Origin of the sequence: Prevotella herbatica, assembly GCF_017347605.1 — a bacterium.
GTDB lineage: Bacteria > Bacteroidota > Bacteroidia > Bacteroidales > Bacteroidaceae > Prevotella > Prevotella herbatica.
This window is the reverse complement of record NZ_AP024484.1, coordinates 3,348,455-3,370,377: the sequence shown is the minus strand read 5'-3', so window position 1 is coordinate 3,370,377 and position 21,923 is coordinate 3,348,455. Positions and strand designations below refer to the sequence as shown.

17 protein-coding genes are annotated in these 21,923 nt (G+C 38.0%); 9 read left to right on the top strand and 8 right to left on the bottom strand.

Going from position 1 to position 21,923, the window contains the following annotated elements; genetic code table 11:
- Window positions 1–278 precede the first annotated feature (278 nt).
- The 5 genes from prwr041_RS12985 (at window position 279) to prwr041_RS12965 (ending at window position 5,280) form a co-directional block, all read left to right on the top strand.
- Window positions 279–1,694, top strand: coding sequence for a C10 family peptidase (locus prwr041_RS12985; RefSeq protein ID WP_207154212.1), 1,416 nt, complete (start codon window positions 279–281; stop codon window positions 1,692–1,694).
- Window positions 1,695–1,788: 94 nt separating this feature from the next.
- Entirely contained in the window at window positions 1,789–2,421 is a 633-nt protein-coding gene (locus prwr041_RS12980) for a LexA family protein (protein WP_207154211.1), read from the top strand.
- A 4-nt stretch (window positions 2,422–2,425) separates the two neighbouring features.
- Window positions 2,426–3,694: a Y-family DNA polymerase gene (locus tag prwr041_RS12975; RefSeq protein ID WP_207154210.1), complete on the top strand. Its 1,269-nt coding sequence runs from the start codon at window positions 2,426–2,428 to the stop codon at window positions 3,692–3,694.
- Between the two features lie 123 nt (window positions 3,695–3,817).
- Complete coding sequence (locus prwr041_RS12970) at window positions 3,818–4,375, top strand: NADH peroxidase (RefSeq protein ID WP_207154209.1); 558 nt, start codon at window positions 3,818–3,820, stop codon at window positions 4,373–4,375.
- A 347-nt stretch (window positions 4,376–4,722) separates the two neighbouring features.
- The gene (locus tag prwr041_RS12965; RefSeq protein ID WP_207154208.1) at window positions 4,723–5,280 is read left to right on the top strand and encodes an NADH peroxidase; all 558 of its coding nucleotides are present in this window, start codon (window positions 4,723–4,725) and stop codon (window positions 5,278–5,280) included.
- Between the two features lie 78 nt (window positions 5,281–5,358).
- On the opposite strand, the gene prwr041_RS12960 is transcribed toward prwr041_RS12965, so the two are convergent.
- From prwr041_RS12960 to prwr041_RS12930, 7 genes are all read right to left on the bottom strand, one after another.
- Window positions 5,359–6,612: a type IX secretion system plug protein gene (locus prwr041_RS12960; RefSeq protein WP_237072248.1), complete on the bottom strand. Its 1,254-nt coding sequence runs from the start codon at window positions 6,610–6,612 to the stop codon at window positions 5,359–5,361.
- Window positions 6,613–6,618: 6 nt separating this feature from the next.
- A complete protein-coding gene (feoB, locus tag prwr041_RS12955; RefSeq protein WP_207154207.1) occupies window positions 6,619–9,081 on the bottom strand; it encodes a ferrous iron transport protein B in 2,463 nt (820 codons plus the stop codon).
- Window positions 9,082–9,190: 109 nt separating this feature from the next.
- Window positions 9,191–11,239, bottom strand: coding sequence for a YgiQ family radical SAM protein (locus prwr041_RS12950; protein ID WP_207154206.1), 2,049 nt, complete (start codon window positions 11,237–11,239; stop codon window positions 9,191–9,193).
- Window positions 11,240–11,296: 57 nt separating this feature from the next.
- Window positions 11,297–11,626: a hypothetical protein gene (locus prwr041_RS12945; protein ID WP_207154205.1), complete on the bottom strand. Its 330-nt coding sequence runs from the start codon at window positions 11,624–11,626 to the stop codon at window positions 11,297–11,299.
- Between the two features lie 44 nt (window positions 11,627–11,670).
- Window positions 11,671–14,583, bottom strand: coding sequence for a golvesin C-terminal-like domain-containing protein (locus prwr041_RS12940; protein WP_207154204.1), 2,913 nt, complete (start codon window positions 14,581–14,583; stop codon window positions 11,671–11,673).
- A gap of 12 nt (window positions 14,584–14,595) precedes the next feature.
- Window positions 14,596–15,102 carry a 1-acyl-sn-glycerol-3-phosphate acyltransferase gene (locus prwr041_RS12935; RefSeq protein WP_394370799.1) on the bottom strand — a complete coding sequence of 169 codons (507 nt, stop codon included), beginning with the start codon at window positions 15,100–15,102 and terminating at the stop codon, window positions 14,596–14,598.
- Between the two features lie 48 nt (window positions 15,103–15,150).
- Entirely contained in the window at window positions 15,151–15,420 is a 270-nt protein-coding gene (locus prwr041_RS12930) for a hypothetical protein (RefSeq protein WP_207154202.1), read from the bottom strand.
- A gap of 196 nt (window positions 15,421–15,616) precedes the next feature.
- Here prwr041_RS12930 and prwr041_RS12925 point away from each other — a divergent pair, with 196 nt between their 5' ends.
- Window positions 15,617–17,257 (top strand): diphosphate--fructose-6-phosphate 1-phosphotransferase, encoded by a 1,641-nt coding sequence (locus tag prwr041_RS12925; RefSeq protein WP_207154201.1) that lies wholly within the window; start codon window positions 15,617–15,619, stop codon window positions 17,255–17,257.
- Window positions 17,258–17,333: 76 nt separating this feature from the next.
- Window positions 17,334–18,206: a glycoside hydrolase family 25 protein gene (locus tag prwr041_RS12920; RefSeq protein WP_207154200.1), complete on the top strand. Its 873-nt coding sequence runs from the start codon at window positions 17,334–17,336 to the stop codon at window positions 18,204–18,206.
- An 11-nt stretch (window positions 18,207–18,217) separates the two neighbouring features.
- On the opposite strand, the gene prmA is transcribed toward prwr041_RS12920, so the two are convergent.
- Window positions 18,218–19,087 carry a 50S ribosomal protein L11 methyltransferase gene (gene prmA / locus prwr041_RS12915; RefSeq protein WP_207154199.1) on the bottom strand — a complete coding sequence of 290 codons (870 nt, stop codon included), beginning with the start codon at window positions 19,085–19,087 and terminating at the stop codon, window positions 18,218–18,220.
- A gap of 140 nt (window positions 19,088–19,227) precedes the next feature.
- On the opposite strand from prmA, the gene prwr041_RS12910 reads away from it, so the two are divergent.
- Together prwr041_RS12910 and prwr041_RS12905 are read left to right on the top strand one after the other, a co-directional pair.
- Window positions 19,228–20,157: a hypothetical protein gene (locus tag prwr041_RS12910; protein ID WP_207154198.1), complete on the top strand. Its 930-nt coding sequence runs from the start codon at window positions 19,228–19,230 to the stop codon at window positions 20,155–20,157.
- A gap of 27 nt (window positions 20,158–20,184) precedes the next feature.
- The gene (locus prwr041_RS12905; RefSeq protein ID WP_207154197.1) at window positions 20,185–21,717 is read left to right on the top strand and encodes an OmpP1/FadL family transporter; all 1,533 of its coding nucleotides are present in this window, start codon (window positions 20,185–20,187) and stop codon (window positions 21,715–21,717) included.
- The last annotated feature ends 206 nt before the right edge of the window (window positions 21,718–21,923 follow it).

Genomic DNA, 21,923 nt, shown 5'->3' with positions numbered 1-21,923 from the left:
CGTGCCTTTCAGGGTGAGGCTGTATTGTATAGGCTTGACAAACATCCGTTGAGGAAAAGATGATATAGTTTCCCGACTGGTGCTTTGAATTTAAGTAATAAAAAAAATCAATCATTACTCTTCTGGTGACGAGATACCCAATATCATAGATAATATTGGAACTAAAGAATTTAATCAAACATCTATTATCTCAATATTTAGCCCTAAATTTGCCTAGCTTAGAATGTTTTTGTACCTTTGCAATACTTATAAAAATAACCACTGTATTCCTAAATAAAATGAATAGACATATTTACCTTATTATCTTTTTACTGCTTGCAACCATCCATATACATGCTCAGGACGTAGCTCCAATGATACAGACAAACTGGGGACAAGGTAATCCCTATAATTCTCTGTGCCCTCTAGATTGTGCTGGTAATCGTACACTCGCTGGATGTGGACCTGTTGCAATGGCTCAGGTATTAAATTATCTTGGTATCAAAAGTAATTCAGCGCCGGAACTTATTCGGGATTGTGGTATCTCTGCTTTTACACGATACGGAAAGGATGCGAGTAGTACATCTACTATGCAGGGTATGAATGCCATGAAGAAGTTGTTTCATTGTAGCCCTTATATGAACATAGTAAAGCGCAATGAGTATCTTGGCGAAGAGGGAAAACAGGAGTGGAACAGTCTGATTACGAATGAACTCCGACAGGGTAGACCCGTTATCATTTCTGGTAAGTCGAAAAAGAGCGGGCATCTATTTATTCTGGATGGTTTGAAAGGTAGCCTAGTACATATAAATCTTGGTTGGAATGGACATCATGATGGTTACTATCCCCTGGATAGTCTCTATCAATATTCTCAAAAGAATGTAGCGATCATAGATATAGGTGACTCCACTTATGTGCCTCATGTAGATACTATCAATGTAAAACAGGCAGGAACACTACAGTCGATGATGCAGAATAGACCTTGGAGACAGATACGACATCTTTCTATCGTGGGCTCCATTAATGATGACGATGTACGTTGGCTAAGAACAATAGCGAAGTATGATAAAGAACAGTCTAGTCACCTTAGAACACTTGATCTCAGTGCCACTGATATGACTTATCTGCCTGACAGTGCATTTACTTACTGTGCGGGGCTCACTTACGTTAAACTGCCAGAAAAGTTGGAGACGATAGGCAGATATGCTTTTAAGTTTGGTTATGGTATCAATCAGGTAGACATACCGCCTACGGTTAAGAAAATCAGGTTGGATGCTTTTGCTCTTTGCTCTCAGCTGCTAGATATTAAAATACCAGAAGGTGTCTCAAATATATTGAGCTGTAGTTTTATTGGCTGCTCGTATCTTACGAACGTGAAACTTCCCGCTACAATTGATACCATCGGTTATTCTGTATTTGAAAGATGTTCTCGTCTTGAAAACTTGTATATTCCCGCATCAGCCACACAGATAGGAGTGTCTATCACGAGAAATTGCCCAAACGTCAAAATTCATATAGATGCTCATAATCCAAAATATGAGATCGTTGATGGAGAAATATGTGATAGAAAGACACATAAGTCTCTTGATAAAAGTTACCCAATACAGAAGCCTATGACTAAAAAACCTTTCTTAGTTGTTAATGGGGTATATAAAAGTACATATAAGATTGTAAAAGGTAAAAGGGTTCTGGTGAAGCGTGTGAGAATAAACTAAGTATGCTAAAGCTCTTTTGTTTCTATGTTTTTTGAAAACTGTATAACAGAATTCAAAATATCTTTGTATCTTTGTAGCGTTAATTATTTGAACGATGAACGAAGAAAAGAAGGAGAAGCGTGGGGGCAGACGTGAAGGAGCCGGTAGACCGAAAGGCGATAACAAACTGTATGCGTTTCGGGCAGATAGAGATGTCGCCGATTTTATTGATGCACACGATAATAAAACCGAGTTTATACGTGACTGTATTTTGCAGGCTCGACAAACATCCGTTGAAGAAACGAAGATTGATAAACTAGGTGAGGTGATTCCTGCTAATAGGGTGAAGCCTGTTAATGTTCCTTTCTTTGATGTTAAGATTGTGGCAGGTTTTCCTATTCCTTTGAATAATGATGAAATGGCACAGGATATTGAACTGCTGAAAATGCTTTGTCCAAATCCTGATTCATCTTACTTGATTAGAGTGCAAGGAAATTCGATGATCGAAGCAGGAGTTCATGACGGCGATATTCTGATTGTTGACAAGAGCAACAGACAACCAACTGAAAAACAGATTGCGGTATGTGAACTGAATGGGGAATATACTGTGAAGCGTGTTAAGGAAATTGCTGGGAAGAAATGGTTAGTTCCTGCTAATCCTGAATATCCGAATATAAAGTTGAACGAAAATGATTCATTCAGCGTATGGGGCGTTGTTACTTATATCATAAGTAAACCGAAATATTAAATATATGATTGCACTGGTTGACTGTAATTCATTCTTCTGTTCTGTAGAGAAGGCTTTTCATGCCGGATTGAATGGTAAGCCGGTATGCGTGTTGTCATCTAATGATGGCTGCATTATCGCATTGACTCCAGAGGCTAAGGCGATAGGATTGCATCGTGGTGATCCTATATATAAGGTGCGCGATCTTGTGAAGTATAACAACGTTGCTATTTTTTCTACAAATATGTATCTGTATGCTGCGATGTCCAGAAGAGTAACAAATATTCTTCGCTCATTTGTTAACCATGTAGAGAATTATAGTATTGACGAGAGCTTCTGCTTTCTTGACGGTTACGATAAACAGTATGATCAGGAGGATTATATGAGAATGGTTGTCGAGAAAGTAAAACTATATACTGATATACCTGTATCGGTAGGGGTTGCTCAATCAAGGACTTTGGCAAAAATGGGCAGTAAGTTTGCGAAGAATTATAAGGGATATAATTCTGTATGCATGATAGACACAGACGAGAAACGACGTAAAGCCCTTTCAATGATGGAACTTTCTGACGTATGGGGAATAGGAAGGCGAACATTGCCTAAACTGGAATACTATGGAGTGCACACTCCATTGGAACTAGCAGACAAGAAAGAATCATGGATTAAAAGCAGGTTTAGTCTTCCTATGGTGCAGACGTGGAAGGAACTTAATGGAATTTCATGTATAGACACATCAGAGATTGCAGGTAAGCAATCAATATGTACGAGTAGGAGCTTTGGTGAAAAGGTGACCGACATTAGTTCGTTAAGAGCTGCAGTGGCGAATTTCGCAGCAGGCAGTGCAAACAAACTTCGTGGTCAACATTCTGTAGCCAGTGCAGTAACGGTGTTTATCATGACTAGTAGATTTCGGGAAGACTTGCGGCCGTATAGTAATTCACTTACAGTAACTTTGTCTGTTCCCACATCTGACACAATCGAGATAACAAAAGCCGCCCTGCAGATTGTTGATGACATCTATATAAAAGGCATCTGCTACAAGAAAGCTGGAGTCGTATTAAGTGATATAACAAACGATACCGCCATTCAGCAAAACCTTTTTGATGATATACAGAATCGCCCACAAAGATTTAAACTGATGAACACAATAGACAAACTTAATCACCGCTATGGAATTAAAAGCATTAGGCTGGCAGTGGAAGGCGAGGGGAAACAGAACTGGCATTCCAAAAGCGAACACCGAAGTGGCAACTATATATCAGACATAAACGAGATAATGACAATACAAATTTAAAGACAAATAGATAATTCTTATTTCTGTATTCATAAATTCTATGGGGGTATTTTTGTAGTTTGAAAATATTAAATCTATCTTTGCAATACAAAAAATAATAATAGACTTAATACATAAACGATTATGAAAAAGAAATTTATTTGTACTGTATGTGGATACATCTATGAAGGTACAGAAGCTCCAGACCAATGTCCAATTTGTAAAGCTGATAAGAGCAAGTTTAAAGAAATGGAATCTGTTGACGATGATCTAAATCTCGCTACAGTTCATTACCTAGGTGCAGCTTATAAGGAAGGTGTATCAAAGGAATTGATTCAGCATTGTAAAGAAACATTCGCTGGTGAGTGCAGTGAAGTGGGGATGTATCTAGCGATGGCCCGACAGGCAGATCGTGAAGGCTATCCAGAAATTGCAAGAGCTTTTGAACACTATGCTTACGAAGAGGCTAATCACGCAAGTCGCTATGCTGAACTTCTAGGTGAGGTTTTGGCTGATACAAAGGCTAACCTTGAGGCTCGTATCTCTGCAGAGAAGGGTGCATGCGCTGAGAAGTTTGAATTCGCAAAGATGGCAAAGGCTGAAGGTAACGATACTCTTCATGACACAATTCATGAAATGGCTAAAGACGAAGCTCGTCATGCGGCAGGTTTCGCTGGTTTATATAAGCGATTCTTTAAATAAGATTTCAATTTTGCAATAGCTGGAAGGATTGGATTTACATTATGTGAATTCAATCCTTTTTTGTATAGTAGCGTTTCTCAATTCTCGCTATCACTTTAATATTAGCATAAATCGAAAAAGTTTATGGAGTTGTTGTCTGTGTTCTCTATCATATACAAATGTTTGATAAGGATTCTCTATCGACTGTAAATGCGCTAATAACACGACAGATTTGGCAAAGAATAGATAAATCTTATTTTAGCATTCATAAATTCTATGGGGTTATTTTTGTAGGTTGAATGTTTTTATTCTATCTTTGCAATAGAAAAAAAATAACAATTAGTAATCAACTAAATAACAAAAAGATTATGAAGAAGAAATTTATTTGCACTGTATGTGGTTATATCTATGAAGGTACTGAAGCTCCTGAAAAGTGTCCAATCTGTAAAGCTGACAAGAGCAAGTTTAAAGAACTAGAAGTTGCTGACGATGACTTGACTTTCGCAACTGTTCATTATCTAGGCGCAGCTTACAAAGAAGGCGTATCTAAGGAACTTATACAGCACTGCAAAGAAACATTCGCTGGGGAATGTAGTGAAGTTGGAATGTATCTAGCAATGGCTCGACAGGCTGATCGTGAAGGTTATCCTGAAATAGCAAGAGCTTTTGAACACTATGCTTATGAAGAGGCTAATCACGCAAGCCGCTACGCAGAACTTCTAGGTGAGGTTTTGGCTGACACAAAGGCTAACCTTGAAGCTCGTATCTCTGCTGAGAAGGGCGCATGCGCTGAAAAGTTTGAATTCGCTAAGCTTGCAAAGGCTGAAGGCAACGATACTCTTCACGACACAATTCACGAAATGGCTAAGGACGAGGCTCGTCATGCAGCAGGTTTCGCTGGTCTATACAAGAGATTCTTTAAATAATATTTTCCGACGATAATAATGAAAGGATTGAATCCATGAATATGGGTTTGATCCTTTTTTATGTATCATCCTTTTTGTTCATTTATTATTCTTGAGATTTGCATAGCCAACTAGTCTGTCGGTTCGTTCTCCGTTTCCTCGATAATACACCAACGACTGATAGCTGTTCTCCGTTTGGAAGAAGCTGCCTTCTGATTGCAGATTGTTTGCTTTTCCATTGTTGTCGAGCATAATATATTTATATGAATAATATCCTTGTTTCAATAATACGGAGTCTTCATAATATCCTGTAGACGGATTGTAGGTCATCTTGTATTTTGGTAGAAAACTGTTGTTTGTAAATCCGCCGTCAATATATATGTCATGATCAGTAGGAGGAGTCTTCAATGTGAAATGAGTTATCACATATTCTGAAAGGCGATCGTTTTCGTTGTTATCGCTATTTCTTATGCAATATGCACCGTTTGCATCCTCATCATATATATAGTTTAACCTTGGTTCATCACGCCAGATATATGCATTATAGTGATTTCCGTCCCAGTCTGTTGTTTCAATACCCATCGTAGGATGCGAGACATCAAGAATTTCAAACTTTCGATATTCGTTCCCTGCATCAAAAATATAGTCCTTGCAGTGTTTCCATTGCATTCCGTTTGGCATAATATTGTCTGGTCGGGCTTTGATGCGAGCATTGTCCCAACGGCCATTTTGCATAACGATGGTCTTTATCTGTGTGTCGGGATTGGAAACGGTCACATTGTTATATGATACGGTCATATCAACCTGCTGATGCGTGCTGTTTATGTCAATATCAGTATTGGTTCTATATGCCATACCAACATTCATAAGCGGTTCGACAACCATAAAACAGGCAACAAGAAGAACTCGGTTGTTGTCGTCTTCATCCATAACAGTGACCTTATAATTGCCACTCAACTTTATGCTGCATCTGCTGTTTGGTATTGCAAATGCGTAATGGCTATATTCAACAGTTGTGTTTACAGACTGAGAAATGTCTTCAATAGGTATTCCTTCTGAAAATCCAGTGACATAATCACTTGTAAACAGTTGATTGGAAATAGACCAGTCTGATTCGCAATGCTCTATCTTGTATGTATATCTATGATACTCATGGTTGAAGTTGTCAAAACCGATGTTTACTACATCACTGCTATTAAGAGTGATAATGGGTAACAGACTTTGCCAGTCGTTGCCATTCATAACCTGTAGTGAGGCAATGTTATCATCTAATATCTCATAGTGCTGTGACAGGGCCTTACAAGGCACTGCCAGCATTAACAATGATAATATGGACAACTTAACGTTTTGCATCTGTTTCTATATTAAAACCATTCCAATTTGATATACAACTGTACTTACCGTCCATGCAAGGACCGTGGTGTAGCCGGCTGCAAACAAAGCCCACTTCCAACTTCCTGTTTCTCCCTTTATAGCTGCTATTGTGGCTATACATGGGAAATAGAGTAACACAAATAATAAGAAGCAATAAGCTGTGAGTGTTGCCACAGGTTGGGCGTCTTCATATTTTATGTTATGTACTTTTGCTATGTCTGATGTCATCTGACGATGTAGGGCCTGATATTTACTGCCAGAATCAGAATTGTCAGCTACGCTTTCGTCATTACTGTAGAGTACACCGAGAGTACTTGCTACAATTTCTTTAGCTCCAACACCGGCAACGAGTCCTACATCAAGTTTCCAATCAAAGCCCATAGGTCTGAAAACCGGTTCTATTGTCTTTCCAATTGTTCCGATATAACTCTGTTCCTGTTGCTGCTGCTTTGACAGATGTTCGTTATGAGGGAAATATCCCAATGCCCATACAATGATACTTGCAACGAGGATGATGCCACCCATCTTTTTAAGATACTGTTTCCCCTTTTCCCAAGTGTGTCTGCCTATAGCCTTCCATGTAGGGAAGCGATAGGGTGGAAGCTCCATTACAAACGGAGTGTCTTCGCCCTTGACAAGGAATGAACTAAAAATACGACTGATCACAACTGCCATTACGATGCCGATTACATATAATGACAACATAATGAGAGAGCGATATTTCAGCGCAAAGAACGTTCCGGTTATCATTACGTAGATAGGGAGGCGGGCTGAACAGCTCATCATCGGAATGATAAGCATTGTTATGAGTCGTGAGCGCTTGCTCTCAATGGTTCTTGTTGCCATTACGGCTGGTACATTACATCCAAATCCCATAATAAGCGGTATGAACGACTTGCCGTGAAGTCCCATCTTGTGCATTATTTTATCCATGATGAATGCTGCACGTGCCATATATCCTGAATCTTCCATGAAACTGATAAAGAAATAGAGGATAAGAATCTGTGGTAGAAATACAATAACAGCTCCAACACCTCCTATAATTCCGTCTACAAGCATCGCCTTAACAGGTCCATCAGGAATATTGTTAGCTATTAAATCACCCAACCATGATACTGCTGCCTCAATAGCGTCCATTGGATATTGACCTATTATGAATGTTGCTGTAAACATGATAAATAGCATCAGGATAAAGATAGGGAATCCAAGATATTTATTTGTGATGATATTATCAAGGTAATGAGTCATCTGATAAGTATCTTTTTTCTTTCCAGTCTCGTATTGTGCTTCTTGAAGTGCTCCATGGATAAAACCATACTTTGCGTCCATCACTGCGGTTTCGCTGTCGTCTCCTGTTTCATCCAATACCCTTTGAGCAGCAGCATCACGTGCCTTCAATATAGCATCTGCTGTAGGCAAAGCCTTTATTTTCTTTTCAGCTTCAGCATCATTCTCAAGGAGTTTTATTGCTAGGTAACGTGTGGAATATCGCTGGCGCAAAGTTTCGTCCTTCTTTAGATATTCCTGTATGTGACTTATTCCGTTTTCTATTTCGTGTCCATGATTGATATGTATATGGCGGAAATGTGGCTTGTCATCCTCATTACTTTCATATAACTCTATTATCTGATGAAACATTTCATTGACTCCGCTTCCGTCCTTAAATACGGTAGGAACCATTGGAACACCAAATAGCTCAGAAAGTTTGTTGTAATCAACATTATCACCACGCTTTTGGGTCTCATCAAACATATTTAACGCACACACCATACGAAGGTGCATATCAATGAGTTGTGTTGTGAGATAAAGGTTACGTTCAAGGTTACTAGCATCAATGACGTTTATAATAACATCAGGCGTCTTTTCGATGATCTGCTTGCGAACATATAGTTCTTCTGGTGAGTAAGCTGAAAGACTGTAAGTACCAGGAAGGTCGACAAGATTAAACTCATAACCTTCATATTCTGTATGCCCAACCTTTGCATCAACAGTTACACCAGAGTAGTTGCCTACACGCTCATGAGCTCCTGAAGCAAAATTAAAAAGTGATGTCTTACCACAGTTTGGATTTCCAACAAGGGCGACATTGATAGTATGGCTGCGTTTGATTGCAGCTTCTTCCAACTGTTCATCAGTTAGCGGTTGCTCGTCAATATCAGTGCTATCTATAATCTCAGCTGTTTTATATTCATGCCTTGAAACTCTGCTCATTTCCTTGGCTTCAGATTCTGACACAACCTCTATCATCTCAGCTTCAGTACGACGTAAAGATACTTCGTAGCCCATTATTTTGTATTTCACTGGATCCTGAAGAGGTGCATTTAATAATACATCAACCTTCTTTCCCTTGATAAAGCCCATTTCAACTATGCGCTTTCGGAAACCTCCATGACCTGTTACTTTTACAATAACACCATGTTCTCCGGTTTTTAAATCTGATAATTTCATATTTTATACCTGCTATTTTCTATTTGCAAAAGTACTAAAAATAAGTGCAATATAAACAAATATTTATTTATTTGCCATTAAAATACCTAGAAATTATGATGCTAAGACATTATTTTCGATGATTATTATTACTGAAATTAGGATTATAACTCTTTTTGTTCTTACCTTTATAACCTTTAGATTTTGAAGTCTTGTCATAAGAGCCAACACCAGGATTATCGTAGGTGCTACCTACAGGACGATCCTCATATTTAGAATTGCGGCTATGCGTAGGCTTGCGACTGCTTCTTTCATTGTCAGAATGGAATTTATCTGTTCGCGCAGGACCACTAGGATATAACTTCTTTATCAAATCATGTCTGCCTATACGACGCAATTCCTGTTCTATATTTCTTCTTTCCTCTGGCTTATACCAGAAGAAGAACTGGCGCTGTGCAAGTTTTTCTCTAGGAGTCTTGGCGCTGAACACCGGTTCTAATGTATATGGATCGTAGCCAGTGTACCATGTCTCTGTGGAGATCGTCATTGGAGTAGGGGTGAAATCCTGCACTTGCTCAAGATGAAAATCAAGATCCTTAGTTTGTACAGCCAACTCTGCCATATCTTCTTCCTTGCATCCAGGATGCGAACTAATGAAATATGGTATAATCTGCTGCTTCAATCCTGCTTCTTTGTTTATGCGATCGAATATCTTCTTAAATTCATAGAACTGGTTGAAAGAAGGTTTGCGCATAAGTCTCAAGACATCATCCTGAGTGTGTTCTGGAGCAACCTTTAATCTTCCGCTCACATGATGCTCTATCAGTTCACGAGTGTATTCACGTGCTGAAGCATTTGCTTTTTCATCTTTTCCCTTATGCAACAGTAAATCATAGCGGACACCACTTCCTATAAAACTTTTCTTTATTCCAGGTAATGCGTCTACGGCATGATAGATGTCAAGCAGATGTGAATGATCGGTATCAAGATTAGGACACACCTGAGGATTGATACACGACGGACGTTTGCAAAGCTCACAAGCTTTATGATTTTTGCCATGCATACCATACATGTTGGCGGACGGTCCTCCGAGATCGGAAAGATAGCCTTTAAAGTCTGGCATACTGATTACTTTCTTGACTTCTCGCAAGATGCTTTCCTTACTTCTGCACACAACGAATTTACCTTGATGTGCAGATATTGTACAGAAAGCGCAACCACCAAAACAGCCATGATGCATGTTGATGGAAAACTTTATCATTTCGAAAGCCGGAATCTTCTTGCCTTTATATTTAGGATGTGGTAGTCGGGTGTATGGCAAATCGAAAGAAGCATCTAGTTCCTCGGTTGTCATTGTGGGATAAGGAGGATTTACAACAGCATATACTTTACCAGTCTGCTGGAGCAATCTTTGTGCATGAATCTTATTTGATTCTTCCTCAATATGTCTGTAGTTTTCAGCTTCAGCTTTCTTGTTAGCTAGACACTCTTCATGAGAATGAAGAATGATATCGTCTTCTTTTATTCCGCCATAGATATCATCCTCTTTTGCGAGATAGACTGTTTGGGGAATATTGTGCATGTCATTGATTGACATTCCAGACTCAATATTTTTGCTTACCTGAATAATTGATTTGGTACCTGAACCATATAATATCATATCTGCGCCACTGTCACAAAGAATGCAACGGCGTAGTTTGTCCTGCCAATAGTCGTAATGGGTGAGACGGCGCATTGATGCCTCTATACCTCCAAGAATAACTGGTATGTCAGGATATATCTTCTTTAATATCTGTGAATAGACAACAGTAGGATACTCAGGACGGCAGTCGTGGCGACCGTCCGGACTATACTCGTCAATAGAGCGTAATCGCTTATTGGCTGTATATTTGTTTACCATAGAGTCCATGCATCCCGGTGAAATACCGAAGAAGAGTTTTGGACGTCCTAATTTTTTGAAATCTCTGAAATCGCCATGCCAGTCAGGTTGTGGCACGATAGCTACACGATAACCTGCTGCTTCAAGGGCTCTGCCAATAACAGCAGCGCCAAAAGAAGGGTGATCAATATACGCATCACCCGAAAATAAAATAACATCAAGTTCATCCCAACCACGGAGTTCACACTCTTTCTTTGTAGTTGGAAGGAAATCTGTCAATTTGTATTGTTCTGAATCCAATCTTATCTTTAAATTTTAATGCTTGACATGCCGAAACATGTCAAGCCATATTATTAACTACGCTTCCTGTGGACTATCCACTTCGAGCTCTTTGTGCTTACTCTTCCAGTCAGCATACAACAATACGAAATTGTGTAGTCCAACTGCCTTCATATTAGCGTTATAGATTACGTCAAGACATAAATCAAGAAGATTCTTGTCGTTGCCGTTTTCACTCTCAATGAGTGAGCGCACATTGAATTTCAACTTATCAAGTACAATCTCGTCAATGATGCCATTGCTGTCGACAAGATTGCGCATTAACTGATATTTGTCGATAGTCTCCAAATGCTGGTCAGTGATTTCTATTGAACGTGTACCAGACTGATTTGCTTGAATTTTATACATGGTTTTATTTATTTAAAGATTAAACATATATTTAACTGTATTTTCTATTTCGATTTTACGGTGTCAGGCATGACATAGTTGAGAATACCTCTCATGATGTCGTTGCGTTCTTTCTTTGAGGCAATGCACTCTAAAGGGAATGCAACGGTAAAGCTATTGTAGTCTTTGCCTTGATAACCAACAGCTGCACCGCTACCGTTGTTGTATTGCATGGCGCATATAGCGCCTGGTGCAGGTGTTATTTCGTCTGATGATGTTGCTGCATAATGAGCATCGTTAAGAGCTCTGAATAAATAGAACTGCTTACCAAGTCCGTTAATCTGCATGTCACTATTTGTAGAATCCGTCTCTGCAGTAGTTACTTTCAATGTATTTTTCAAGAACATCTTTTCTCTGTCTGTTGTCATATCACTTGCAATATAACTTCCACTGACGATAATATTACCGTGATTTTGTGAATAGGTTTGCAAAGCGTTCTGCATTTCAGGAGTAAATGTCTTGTAATATTTCAAAGAATGTACATCATATTTCTGGAGACCAAGTATCAAGTCTACTGCAGTATAATTTGATAGTTTGATGTCGCCCCTTTCTATTGCATCTGCGGAACAACTTACTACATTATATTTTCCAGCAGTGGCTATAGCCTGAGTATGCTCTTTAACATAATCAAAATCATTACCATCTATGAAACTACCAGCCAGTTCATCTCCACAATATCCGAGTCCACCAGGACCTTCTATACCGATTTTCTTTTTGTCAAAACATATTTGCTTGCCGTTCCAACCTGCTGTAAGACCATAAGACACACCTGGATCTTTGTTGAAATCGAAACCTTGAATGCTATCATTGTCGATGACGGCAGGAGCCGAAAGGCGATCAAAGCCATTTACGACAAGTACTGTTTTGGTTGCCGAAGGTTGATAAAGGGCTGATAAAATTTCTGTAGGGAAACTCTCACCACCACGATTAACAGCTGTTACCTTGAAATTATATTGGACGCCAGGTATTATATGCAGAATGGTATAGTTCTTTAATACTAACGACCCATTATCGAAATCAGATTCTCCTGTAGCTGTATATACATTGTAAGCGGTAGGATAGGCAGAAGGTTCTAACTTATCTTCTGTTGCCTTCCATGACAATTTGACTTCATCTCTATCAATAAACTCAATCTTGAACGCATTAGGTGCAAGTGGCTGAATAACAGTTGGTTTGCCATGTGCATTATTAATATATCTGACAATTGTCTTGTACAATGATCTGGCCATGCAAAATTTGAAATTAGGATCTTGTCCCAATTCCATATCAGGAAAACTTTGATGTGACAATGTCTCTATAATTGCCGAAGGAACTTCTGGATTCCTAGTCTCGGAATAATTCTTATCCCATAGATATCTGCGACTCCATTTACCAACAGCTGCTCCTAAATCTCTGTCAAATCCATCAAGGAGAGATTTTGCGAAATCGTATGATGACATTCTTGAAACTCCAGAATTAAGTCTGCCTTCATTAAAGTTTGTTGTGCATATAGCTAGTGAACCGATAATACTATTTCCGATTTTGTCAAATCCAGCATCACTATGTACAGCTAGAGACAATTCTATAGGAACCTTCTTTCCCTCAATAGTTGGGACATAACATGAACCGCCAGCAAGCCAATTGCTCATGTAGGGTCTTGCATTGATGTCATCGCCGTAGTCATTGTCATTTTCCTTGCTGTCATAAACACTCGTTGGTGCTCCTGCCCATTGTGCAGAATAGCGTGCGCCTTCAAGGCAACGAGGGAATCCGCTTACGCTTCCTCCACGTTCAATATTTCCCATACCACCACCAAATCTAACGGCATCAGCTGTTACGACTCCATGGTTGCGAGAATTATTTGTTATTACGACACGATTGTATTGATTATTTCCTGAGGCAAAGTCAAATGTTCCGAGATATACCCAAGTTCCGCCACCCATAGTCTGGTTGACTCTGAAATGGGTTTCACTTCCATTATGATATACGATATATTCAGCATCGGGAACACTTTTTTCTGTTGTCTGATAGCTTACATATACAGCATATCTTCCTGAAGAAGCGAATGTAGGTTGATATGAAATTAGAGAAAACTTTTTCTTGCTTTTGGTAGCCTTTATCATTCTGGCAGTACCTTGCTCAAAAGGATTTTCTCCATTCTTATATGTTCCTTCATGGAACGAGAATCCTTTACCTTCAAACTCTTTCCATTCGCCCTTAACATTGACTTCAAGATAGTTTGGAGCCTTAGAAATATCATTATCAACTATATATTCATTTTTCTGCCAATCACGTTCCCTTGGTGTAAATACGCAAGCTCCGGCATTTTGCAGCATTGGAATAAGATAGGGAACAACGATAGTTTGTGTGAACAGATCCTCGGTAGTGCCAAACATATTCGGACGCTGCCATTTCCATACTCTCTTGTCATTGTCATAATATCGTCCATGACTCGCCCACAAAGAGATGTGTCGGTCATAGAGTCCATGCGTAATGCTGTAAGGTAGGGATGCATTTGTAACCCAAGGCTGATCATGATAATCTATATCTCCCCAGAACTTATTAGTCTCATTATCAGCAATAGTAGCATCTGTGGCAAGTTGCTCTATAGGCATGCCACAAGATATTATTATCATCTTATACTGATTGTATTGAGAAGGAAATATATGGCTAATTTTCTTATATATTTTCTTTACCGATTTCTGCGTCAGCTCTTGTGCGGCAAAAGAATTGCTAATTTCTAATTTAATAGTCTTAGCATTGTCATCTATATCGAAATTTAGAATTCTTATTTGTTCTGGTAGAGAGTTTTTGCCATTATCATATCTTAAGAAATAGTTGCTAATTTCCCTTTGGATAGCTAATTTATCATTTGGTGGCAATGCCATTAAAGATGTTGATAAACAAAGGGTGAAAACAGTAACTATTAATCTATTCATATCTTAACGTAATTAGTATGCAAAATTCTTAGGCTTTTTGCCTTTGAAATTTTTGAAATATGCCTTGATGATAGGCATGTCTTTATCTATATCACCTGTAGGAATAAATGCTTCCGTGCAAGTAATAGTCTTCTTTTCGTAGTCGACACCATAAAGAAGGATAGGTATATTGGCTTTTAGCGCAATAAAATAAAATCCTTTTTTCCAGTCTGGGTTAGGAGAACGAGTTCCTTCAGGTGTTATACACAACTTGAATGATTTTGATTTGAGGGCTGTCTCAGCTAAATTATCTGTCATACTTGTATGCTTAGATCTCCAAACAGGGATTCCTCCCAACTTGTGGAACATCTTACCGAATGGCCAGAAAAACCATTCTTTCTTCATAAGGAAATTCGTTTTTAGACATTCTGCACGTGTGTAAAGCTGTCCTATGACGAAATCCCAATTACTAGTATGTGGCGCAAGGCAGATAATAAATTTATCAGGGTGGTCAACAGTAACATTTTTTGTCCATCCCATTTTATTATACAATATCCAATTACAGATTCTGTTTATCATTGCATGAATTTAAATATTCTGTATTTGGTCTACGATCTCGCTAGCTTGTTTATTGAAATCATCAATAATAGCTTTGTAATAGGTCTTTGTTTCCATACCAGGTTCTGGGTGCGAAATGCGGCTTATAAAGTCATTATGTATGATGATTATTGATGTCAATAGGGCATCTATGTTATCCTTATTAGGTTTTTCACCATACAAAGAAGCTGCCACAGCTTCTGCAAATAAGTCGCTACAAATATAGTTTATAGTTCGTTTTAAATTTCTCTTGTTTGCCATAATTATTCCTTTATTATTGTCTTTTACTTGCCAAAGATAGAAAAAAAATAGGAAATGCAATACTATAAGTCAAAAAAATGTTTCTAATTTTCGGTTTTATCATTTTTTCTTTCATTATTTCATGGAAAAGTCTTATTTTTGCATGTGTCTTATTGGAAATTCAATTATTCGTTGATTATAAAAACTAAAAGCAATTATGGAAATTAGCGCATTGCAAAAAGAAAGAGCTGCATATCAGCCAAAGCTGCCTAAGGCTCTTCAAGGTGCAGTAAAAGTTAAAGAAGGTGCTCCTACCAAGAGTGTGGACAATCAGGAAGAAATTAAAAAATTGTTCCCAAACACTTATGGTATGCCTCTTATCGAGTTTGTACCAGGCGAGAACGCTGACAAAAAGAAGATTAACATCGGTGTTATTCTTTCTGGTGGTCAGGCTCCTGGTGGTCATAACGTTATCAGTGGTTTGTTTGACGCCGTAAAGAAACTCAATTCTGAAAACCGTCTTTATGGTTTCCTAATGGGTCCTGGTGGTCTTGTTGATCATAACTATGTTGAGATTACAGCAGAATTCTTGAACCAGTATCGTAACACAGGTGGTTTTGATATGATTGGTTCTGGCCGTACAAAACTGGAGGAAGAAGAACAATTTGAAAAGGGCTTGAAGATTATTCGCGAACTAGATATTAACGCTATTGTTATAATCGGTGGTGATGATTCAAATACCAACGCTTGTGTTTTGGCTGAATATTATGCTGCCAAGAAATATGGTGTACAGGTTATCGGTTGTCCTAAGACTATTGATGGTGACCTTAAGAATGAGCAGATTGAAACAAGTTTTGGTTTCGATACAGCTACTAAAACATATTCTGAACTTATCGGTAACATCGAGCGTGACTGTAACTCAGCACGTAAATACTGGCACTTCATTAAATTAATGGGTCGTTCAGCTTCTCATATCGCACTTGAATGTGCTTTGGAGACTCAGCCAAATATCTGCTTGATTTCTGAGGAGATTGAGGCAAAGGATATGACACTTAATCAGGTAGTAGAGAACATCGCTAACGTTGTTGCATATCGCGCTAAGCAGGGTAATAACTTCGGTGTTGTACTTATTCCAGAAGGTCTTATTGAATTTATTCCAGCAATCGGTAGATTGATTCAGGAATTGAATGACTTGTTGGCTGCTCATGGTGCAGACTATAAAGATTTGGATAAAGACGCTCAGCGTAAATATATTATCGCTCATCTTTCAAAAGAAAATGCAGCTACATTCGAAACTCTTCCTGAAGGTGTTGCAAGACAGTTGAGTCTTGATCGTGACCCTCATGGAAATGTTCAGGTTTCTCTTATCGAGACAGAAAAACTTCTTAGCGATATGGTTGGTTCTCTTCTTGCAAAATGGGCTAAAGAAGGTAAATTCGATGGTAAGTTCGCAGCTCAGCATCACTTCTTCGGTTACGAAGGACGTTGTGCAGCTCCTTCAAACTTCGACGCTGACTATTGCTATGCTCTCGGAACTAGCGCAGCACAACTTGTTGCAGCAGGAAAGACTGGTTACATGGCTATCGTAAAGAATACTACAGCAAACGCTAATGAGTGGAAAGCTGGTGGTGTTCCAATCACAATGATGATGAATATGGAGAAGCGTAACGGAGAAATGAAACCAGTTATCCGCAAAGCTCTCGTTGAACTAGATGGTAAACCATTCAAGGCATTTGCTGCAAAGCGTGACGAATGGGCTAAGAATACAGCCTATGTTTACCCAGGTCCTATTCAATATTGGGGTCCAACTGAAGTTTGTGATCAGACTACAAAGACTCTGAAACTTGAACAAGATTAATATTAAGTGATATTTCAGGGATAGGGTAGTTGTTTGAAAGATAATGACAACCCTATCCTTTTTTCATAAATCTGGTATGACAAATAGTAAAAAGAGCATAAGCAGTGGAAAAAGTCGTTCTACGCAGACCAAAAGTAAGCGTAAAGGACATGCCACGCATCGTAAATTGTCATACCCATTTCATAAATATCCTAGATGGGCTGTAATGCTCGGTGCAATAGCTATTATTTCATTGTACGTCTGGTGCTTTTACTATTTCTTTGTCAGTCCTACAGGATTCAGATGGCGTGCACTATATGGTGATGCAAAATATCCAGAAGGATACGAAATACACGGTATTGATATTTCGCATTATCAAGATAACATTGATTGGGATGCACTTTCAAATGCTATGATTAAAGGCTGTCCTGTGAGATTCATAATAATGAAAAGTACTGAAGGTGCTAATAATCTTGATGAGACTTTTTATGAAAATTATCAAAGTGCTGGTGATTATGGCTTTATAAGAGGAGCTTATCATTTTTGGAGCAATAAGTCGTCGGCTCGTGAACAGGCTTATTATTTTCTGGATAAAGTGCATCTGAATGAAGGTGACCTTCCACCAATACTTGATGTTGAACATAAACCGAAAGACCAAAGTACTGAGGATTTTCAACGTAATGTTTTAACATGGCTTCATATTGTGGAAGATAAATACCATGTTAAACCCATTATATATACATATTATAAGTTTAAGCAGAATTATCTTTCAGCTCCAGTATTTGATGATTATCCATATTGGATAGCTCACTACTATGTAGAAAAAGTAGAATATAAAGGACCGTGGAAGTTCTGGCAACATACTGACGCCGGAAGACTTCCAGGTATAAAAGGATATGTAGACTTTAATATTTACAATGGTAGTTATTATGATTTGAAGAAACTTACCATTGGAAATGATAATTGGTAGATATTGCTAAACTATTGGTTTAGCAACAATACCAAACAAGCCCATTCACCATCTTGCTTTCTGCCATATTCTTCAAGACCAAGCTCTTTTGCCTTATCTAAAAGTACAGGAATGTCACTCAGATAGAACCCACTTAAAATAAGTAGAGAACCTGTAGTCATTAGACTTTTAAAAGTAGGCATGTCGTTTAAGAGAATGTTCCTATTGATGTTTGCCATGACTATATCAAAAACACCAGAGATGTGGTTAAGTACATTTGAATCACCTTGATATACGCTGATGTTACCGATCGCATTAATCTCAGCATTGTGTCTTGCATTATTCACGCTCCATTCATCTATGTCATACGCAACGACATTGCTTGCACCAAGTTTTGCTGCTGCTATACCTAATATGCCTGTACCACATCCACAATCCAATACCATTTTATCTTTTAGATCAAGATGTAAAAGGGTAGAAACGATCATCCTTGTTGTTTCGTGTGTACCTGTTCCAAAAGCTAGTTTTGCGTCAATGAAAATATGTTCTGTATTTGATGGCATTCCCTTTGGCAAAGGTTTCTTAGCATCACATACTATAATCTTATTGTCAATGTTGATTGGCTCAAAGCCTTTTTCTTCCCATTCTTGATTCCAATCTTTATCATCAGCATATTTGACATTATAAGATATCTCAACATTTGGGATGATAAAATCTTCAATAGACTTCTTCATTAAGTCCTCATCCCAATTGTCTACCTGACAGTATGCAATAAGACCATCAGATGTTTCTTCGAATGATTCACAACCAGCTTCACCTGCAGCGTCAGCTAGCAAGTCTCGAGCTGTTTGAAAAACATCTGCACTACTCTTAATACTATAACTAATTTCAAAATATTTCATAATGTTGTTAAATTTGAATGCAAATATATAAAAAATAGGGAAAAACCTATCACGGATTAGGGATTTTCCTTACATTTGCACTAAAATAATATATATTTTTGTAATTGAAATATAGTGTAAACAAATAAAGAGACAAGAAAATGAAGAAATTTATTCTCATCTCAGTCCTTGCTGGAGTTCTACCATTGTCTATGATGGCTCAGGACGACGACCTCTACTTCACACCGAAGAAGGATGCCGCAACAAACTCCTATAGTAAGTATGACAATTATTCAGGCAGCAACAGAAACGTTGATGAATATAATCGTCATGGAAAGTTCTGGAGCCATTACCAAAAAATTGGCACAGATAATAAAGGGAATGATATCATACAATTTACACAAGGTAATGGATTATATCCAGATTCAACTTATGTGGATACTACGTTTGTAGGTAATTACTATTCTCAAATGACAGATAATAATGATGATGATTATAGATATAGCCAACGTATGAGTCGTTGGGATGGTTTCTATGATCCATCATATTATAGCTGGAGCTATGGATTTGGTCCATATTGGGGCTATGGTCCTCGCTGGAGTTATGGCTTCTATGATCCGTTCTACGATCCTTGGTATGATCCATGGTACACAGGCTATTATGGTTATCGCTATGGCGGTTGGTATGATCCATGGTATTATGGTTACAATGGTTATTATGGATATCCATATTATGGTGGAGGATATGTTTCATATAACCGTCCAACAGGAACAAGAAATCATTCTTTTGTAAATGGTAATAATTCTGGATCTTTTGCACAGGGCACTTTTGGAGGCGCACGCGGAAATAATGGAAGTAGATCTTCTGGATTCCAAGGTTCTGGCAACAGAAGTTTTGGTGGTTCACGTGCTGTAAACAATCAGAACAATACACGTACATTTGACAATTCTCGTTCATTTGGTGAAAGAACGCCTTCTTCTTCATTTGGATCAGGTAGCTTCGGCGGCGGAGGCGGTTTTGGCGGTGGCCGTTCTGGTGGCTTTGGTGGCGGCGGCGGTCACTCAGGTGGTAGTTTTGGTGGACATAGATAAAAATAACAAACTGAAATTCACAAGAATATGAAAAAGATATATTATTCAATTGCCTTTATGGCATTTGCTGCACTTCCTATAAGTGCCCAGGAAACATATGAGAATACTAAGTTGATTGATAATGACCTTAATGGTACCGCCCGTTACGTAGGTATGGGTGGTGCTATGGAGGCTTTAGGTGCTGACCTTTCTACAATAAGTACCAACCCTGCTGGTATTGGATTGTTTCGTAAATCTAAAGCCGAAACTTCTTTTGGACTTGTAAGTCAACAAGATGCAAGTAAGTTTAGTTCGCTAGGTAAAACTAATGCTAGTTTCGACCAAGCTGGATTTGTTTATAGTTTGCGCAATGGTAGAAATTCATTTCTGAACTTTGGATTTAATTATCACAAGAGTCGCAATTTTGATCAGATTTTAAATGCGTCAGGTGCATTATCAAATGCTTCTCAAAACAAGCTGACTTATCAGAAATTTCGTAATAACGTCGTAACCCAACCTACTGACCTTACTTATAGTCAGGTAGATAATCTCTATTATAATAATCTTATTTATAATTCAACAGATAAGACCTATTATAACTATCCAGCGACAGGATATCTGTATAATCAGCAATCTAAAGGATACATTGGTGAATATGATTTTAACATCAGTGGAAATCTTCAAGATCGTATTTATTTAGGTTTGACTTTCGGTATTCATGATGTTCATTACAAAGGTTATTCTGAGTACACGGAAAATTTTGCTGCCAACAATGCTAATATTGGCGGGATGACATTGGCTGATAATCGTGATATTACAGGTACTGGTTATGATATTAAAATAGGTGCGATATTTCGCCCAATAGAAAATAGTCCATTTAGAATTGGTATGTATATCAACACACCAACTTGGTATGACTTAACTACTTCAAATTATACGACTCTTAATACTGGTAAAGCTTCTTCAAGCTCTTCAGAGTCTTACGACTTCAAGCTCTATACTCCTTGGAAATTTGGTTTAAGTCTTGGACATACTATTGATAATTATATCGCATTAGGTGCTACTTATGAGTATGCAGACTATGGAAGCATGGACACAAGAGTGAATGATGGTGGATATTATGATTATTATGATTCATATTATGAGACAAGTAGTAGTGATAAGAATATGAATCGCCACACAGAAAATACTTTAAAAGGTGTTCATACCTTTAAAGTTGGTGCAGAAGTGAAAGTTACTCCGCAACTTGCTGTTCGTGTAGGTTATAATTATCTTAGTGCAATGTATGATAAAAATGGATCTAAAAATGGATCAATTTCATCTCCAGGTTCATATTATGCAAGTGAAACAAGTTTCGTAAACTGGAAAGATACAAATAGATTTACTTGTGGTATAGGTTATTCAATTGATAAATTTAATATTGATTTGGCCTACCAATATTCAGCACAGAATGGTGATTTCTATCCTTTTATGAACTATTATGAGGGTAAAGCTCCATCTACAGAAGATAATGTAGCTTCTGCAACAAAGGTTAGTAATAAGCATAGCCAATTGCAGTTGACTTTGGGTTACAGGTTTTAATACTTATTTTCAAAGTTGATAAAAGTGTTGAAATAATAAAAAAAATGCGTTGAAATTTTGGTAATTCAAAAATATATATTACTTTTGCAGTTACCTAAATACGCAATGTGTTTAGAACTATTATAATGATTAAAGACAATAACTTTAAATAAGATTAGTTTTTTTAGTGGTTAATTTAGTTTTAGTAAGTATGTGGAAGGAATTTG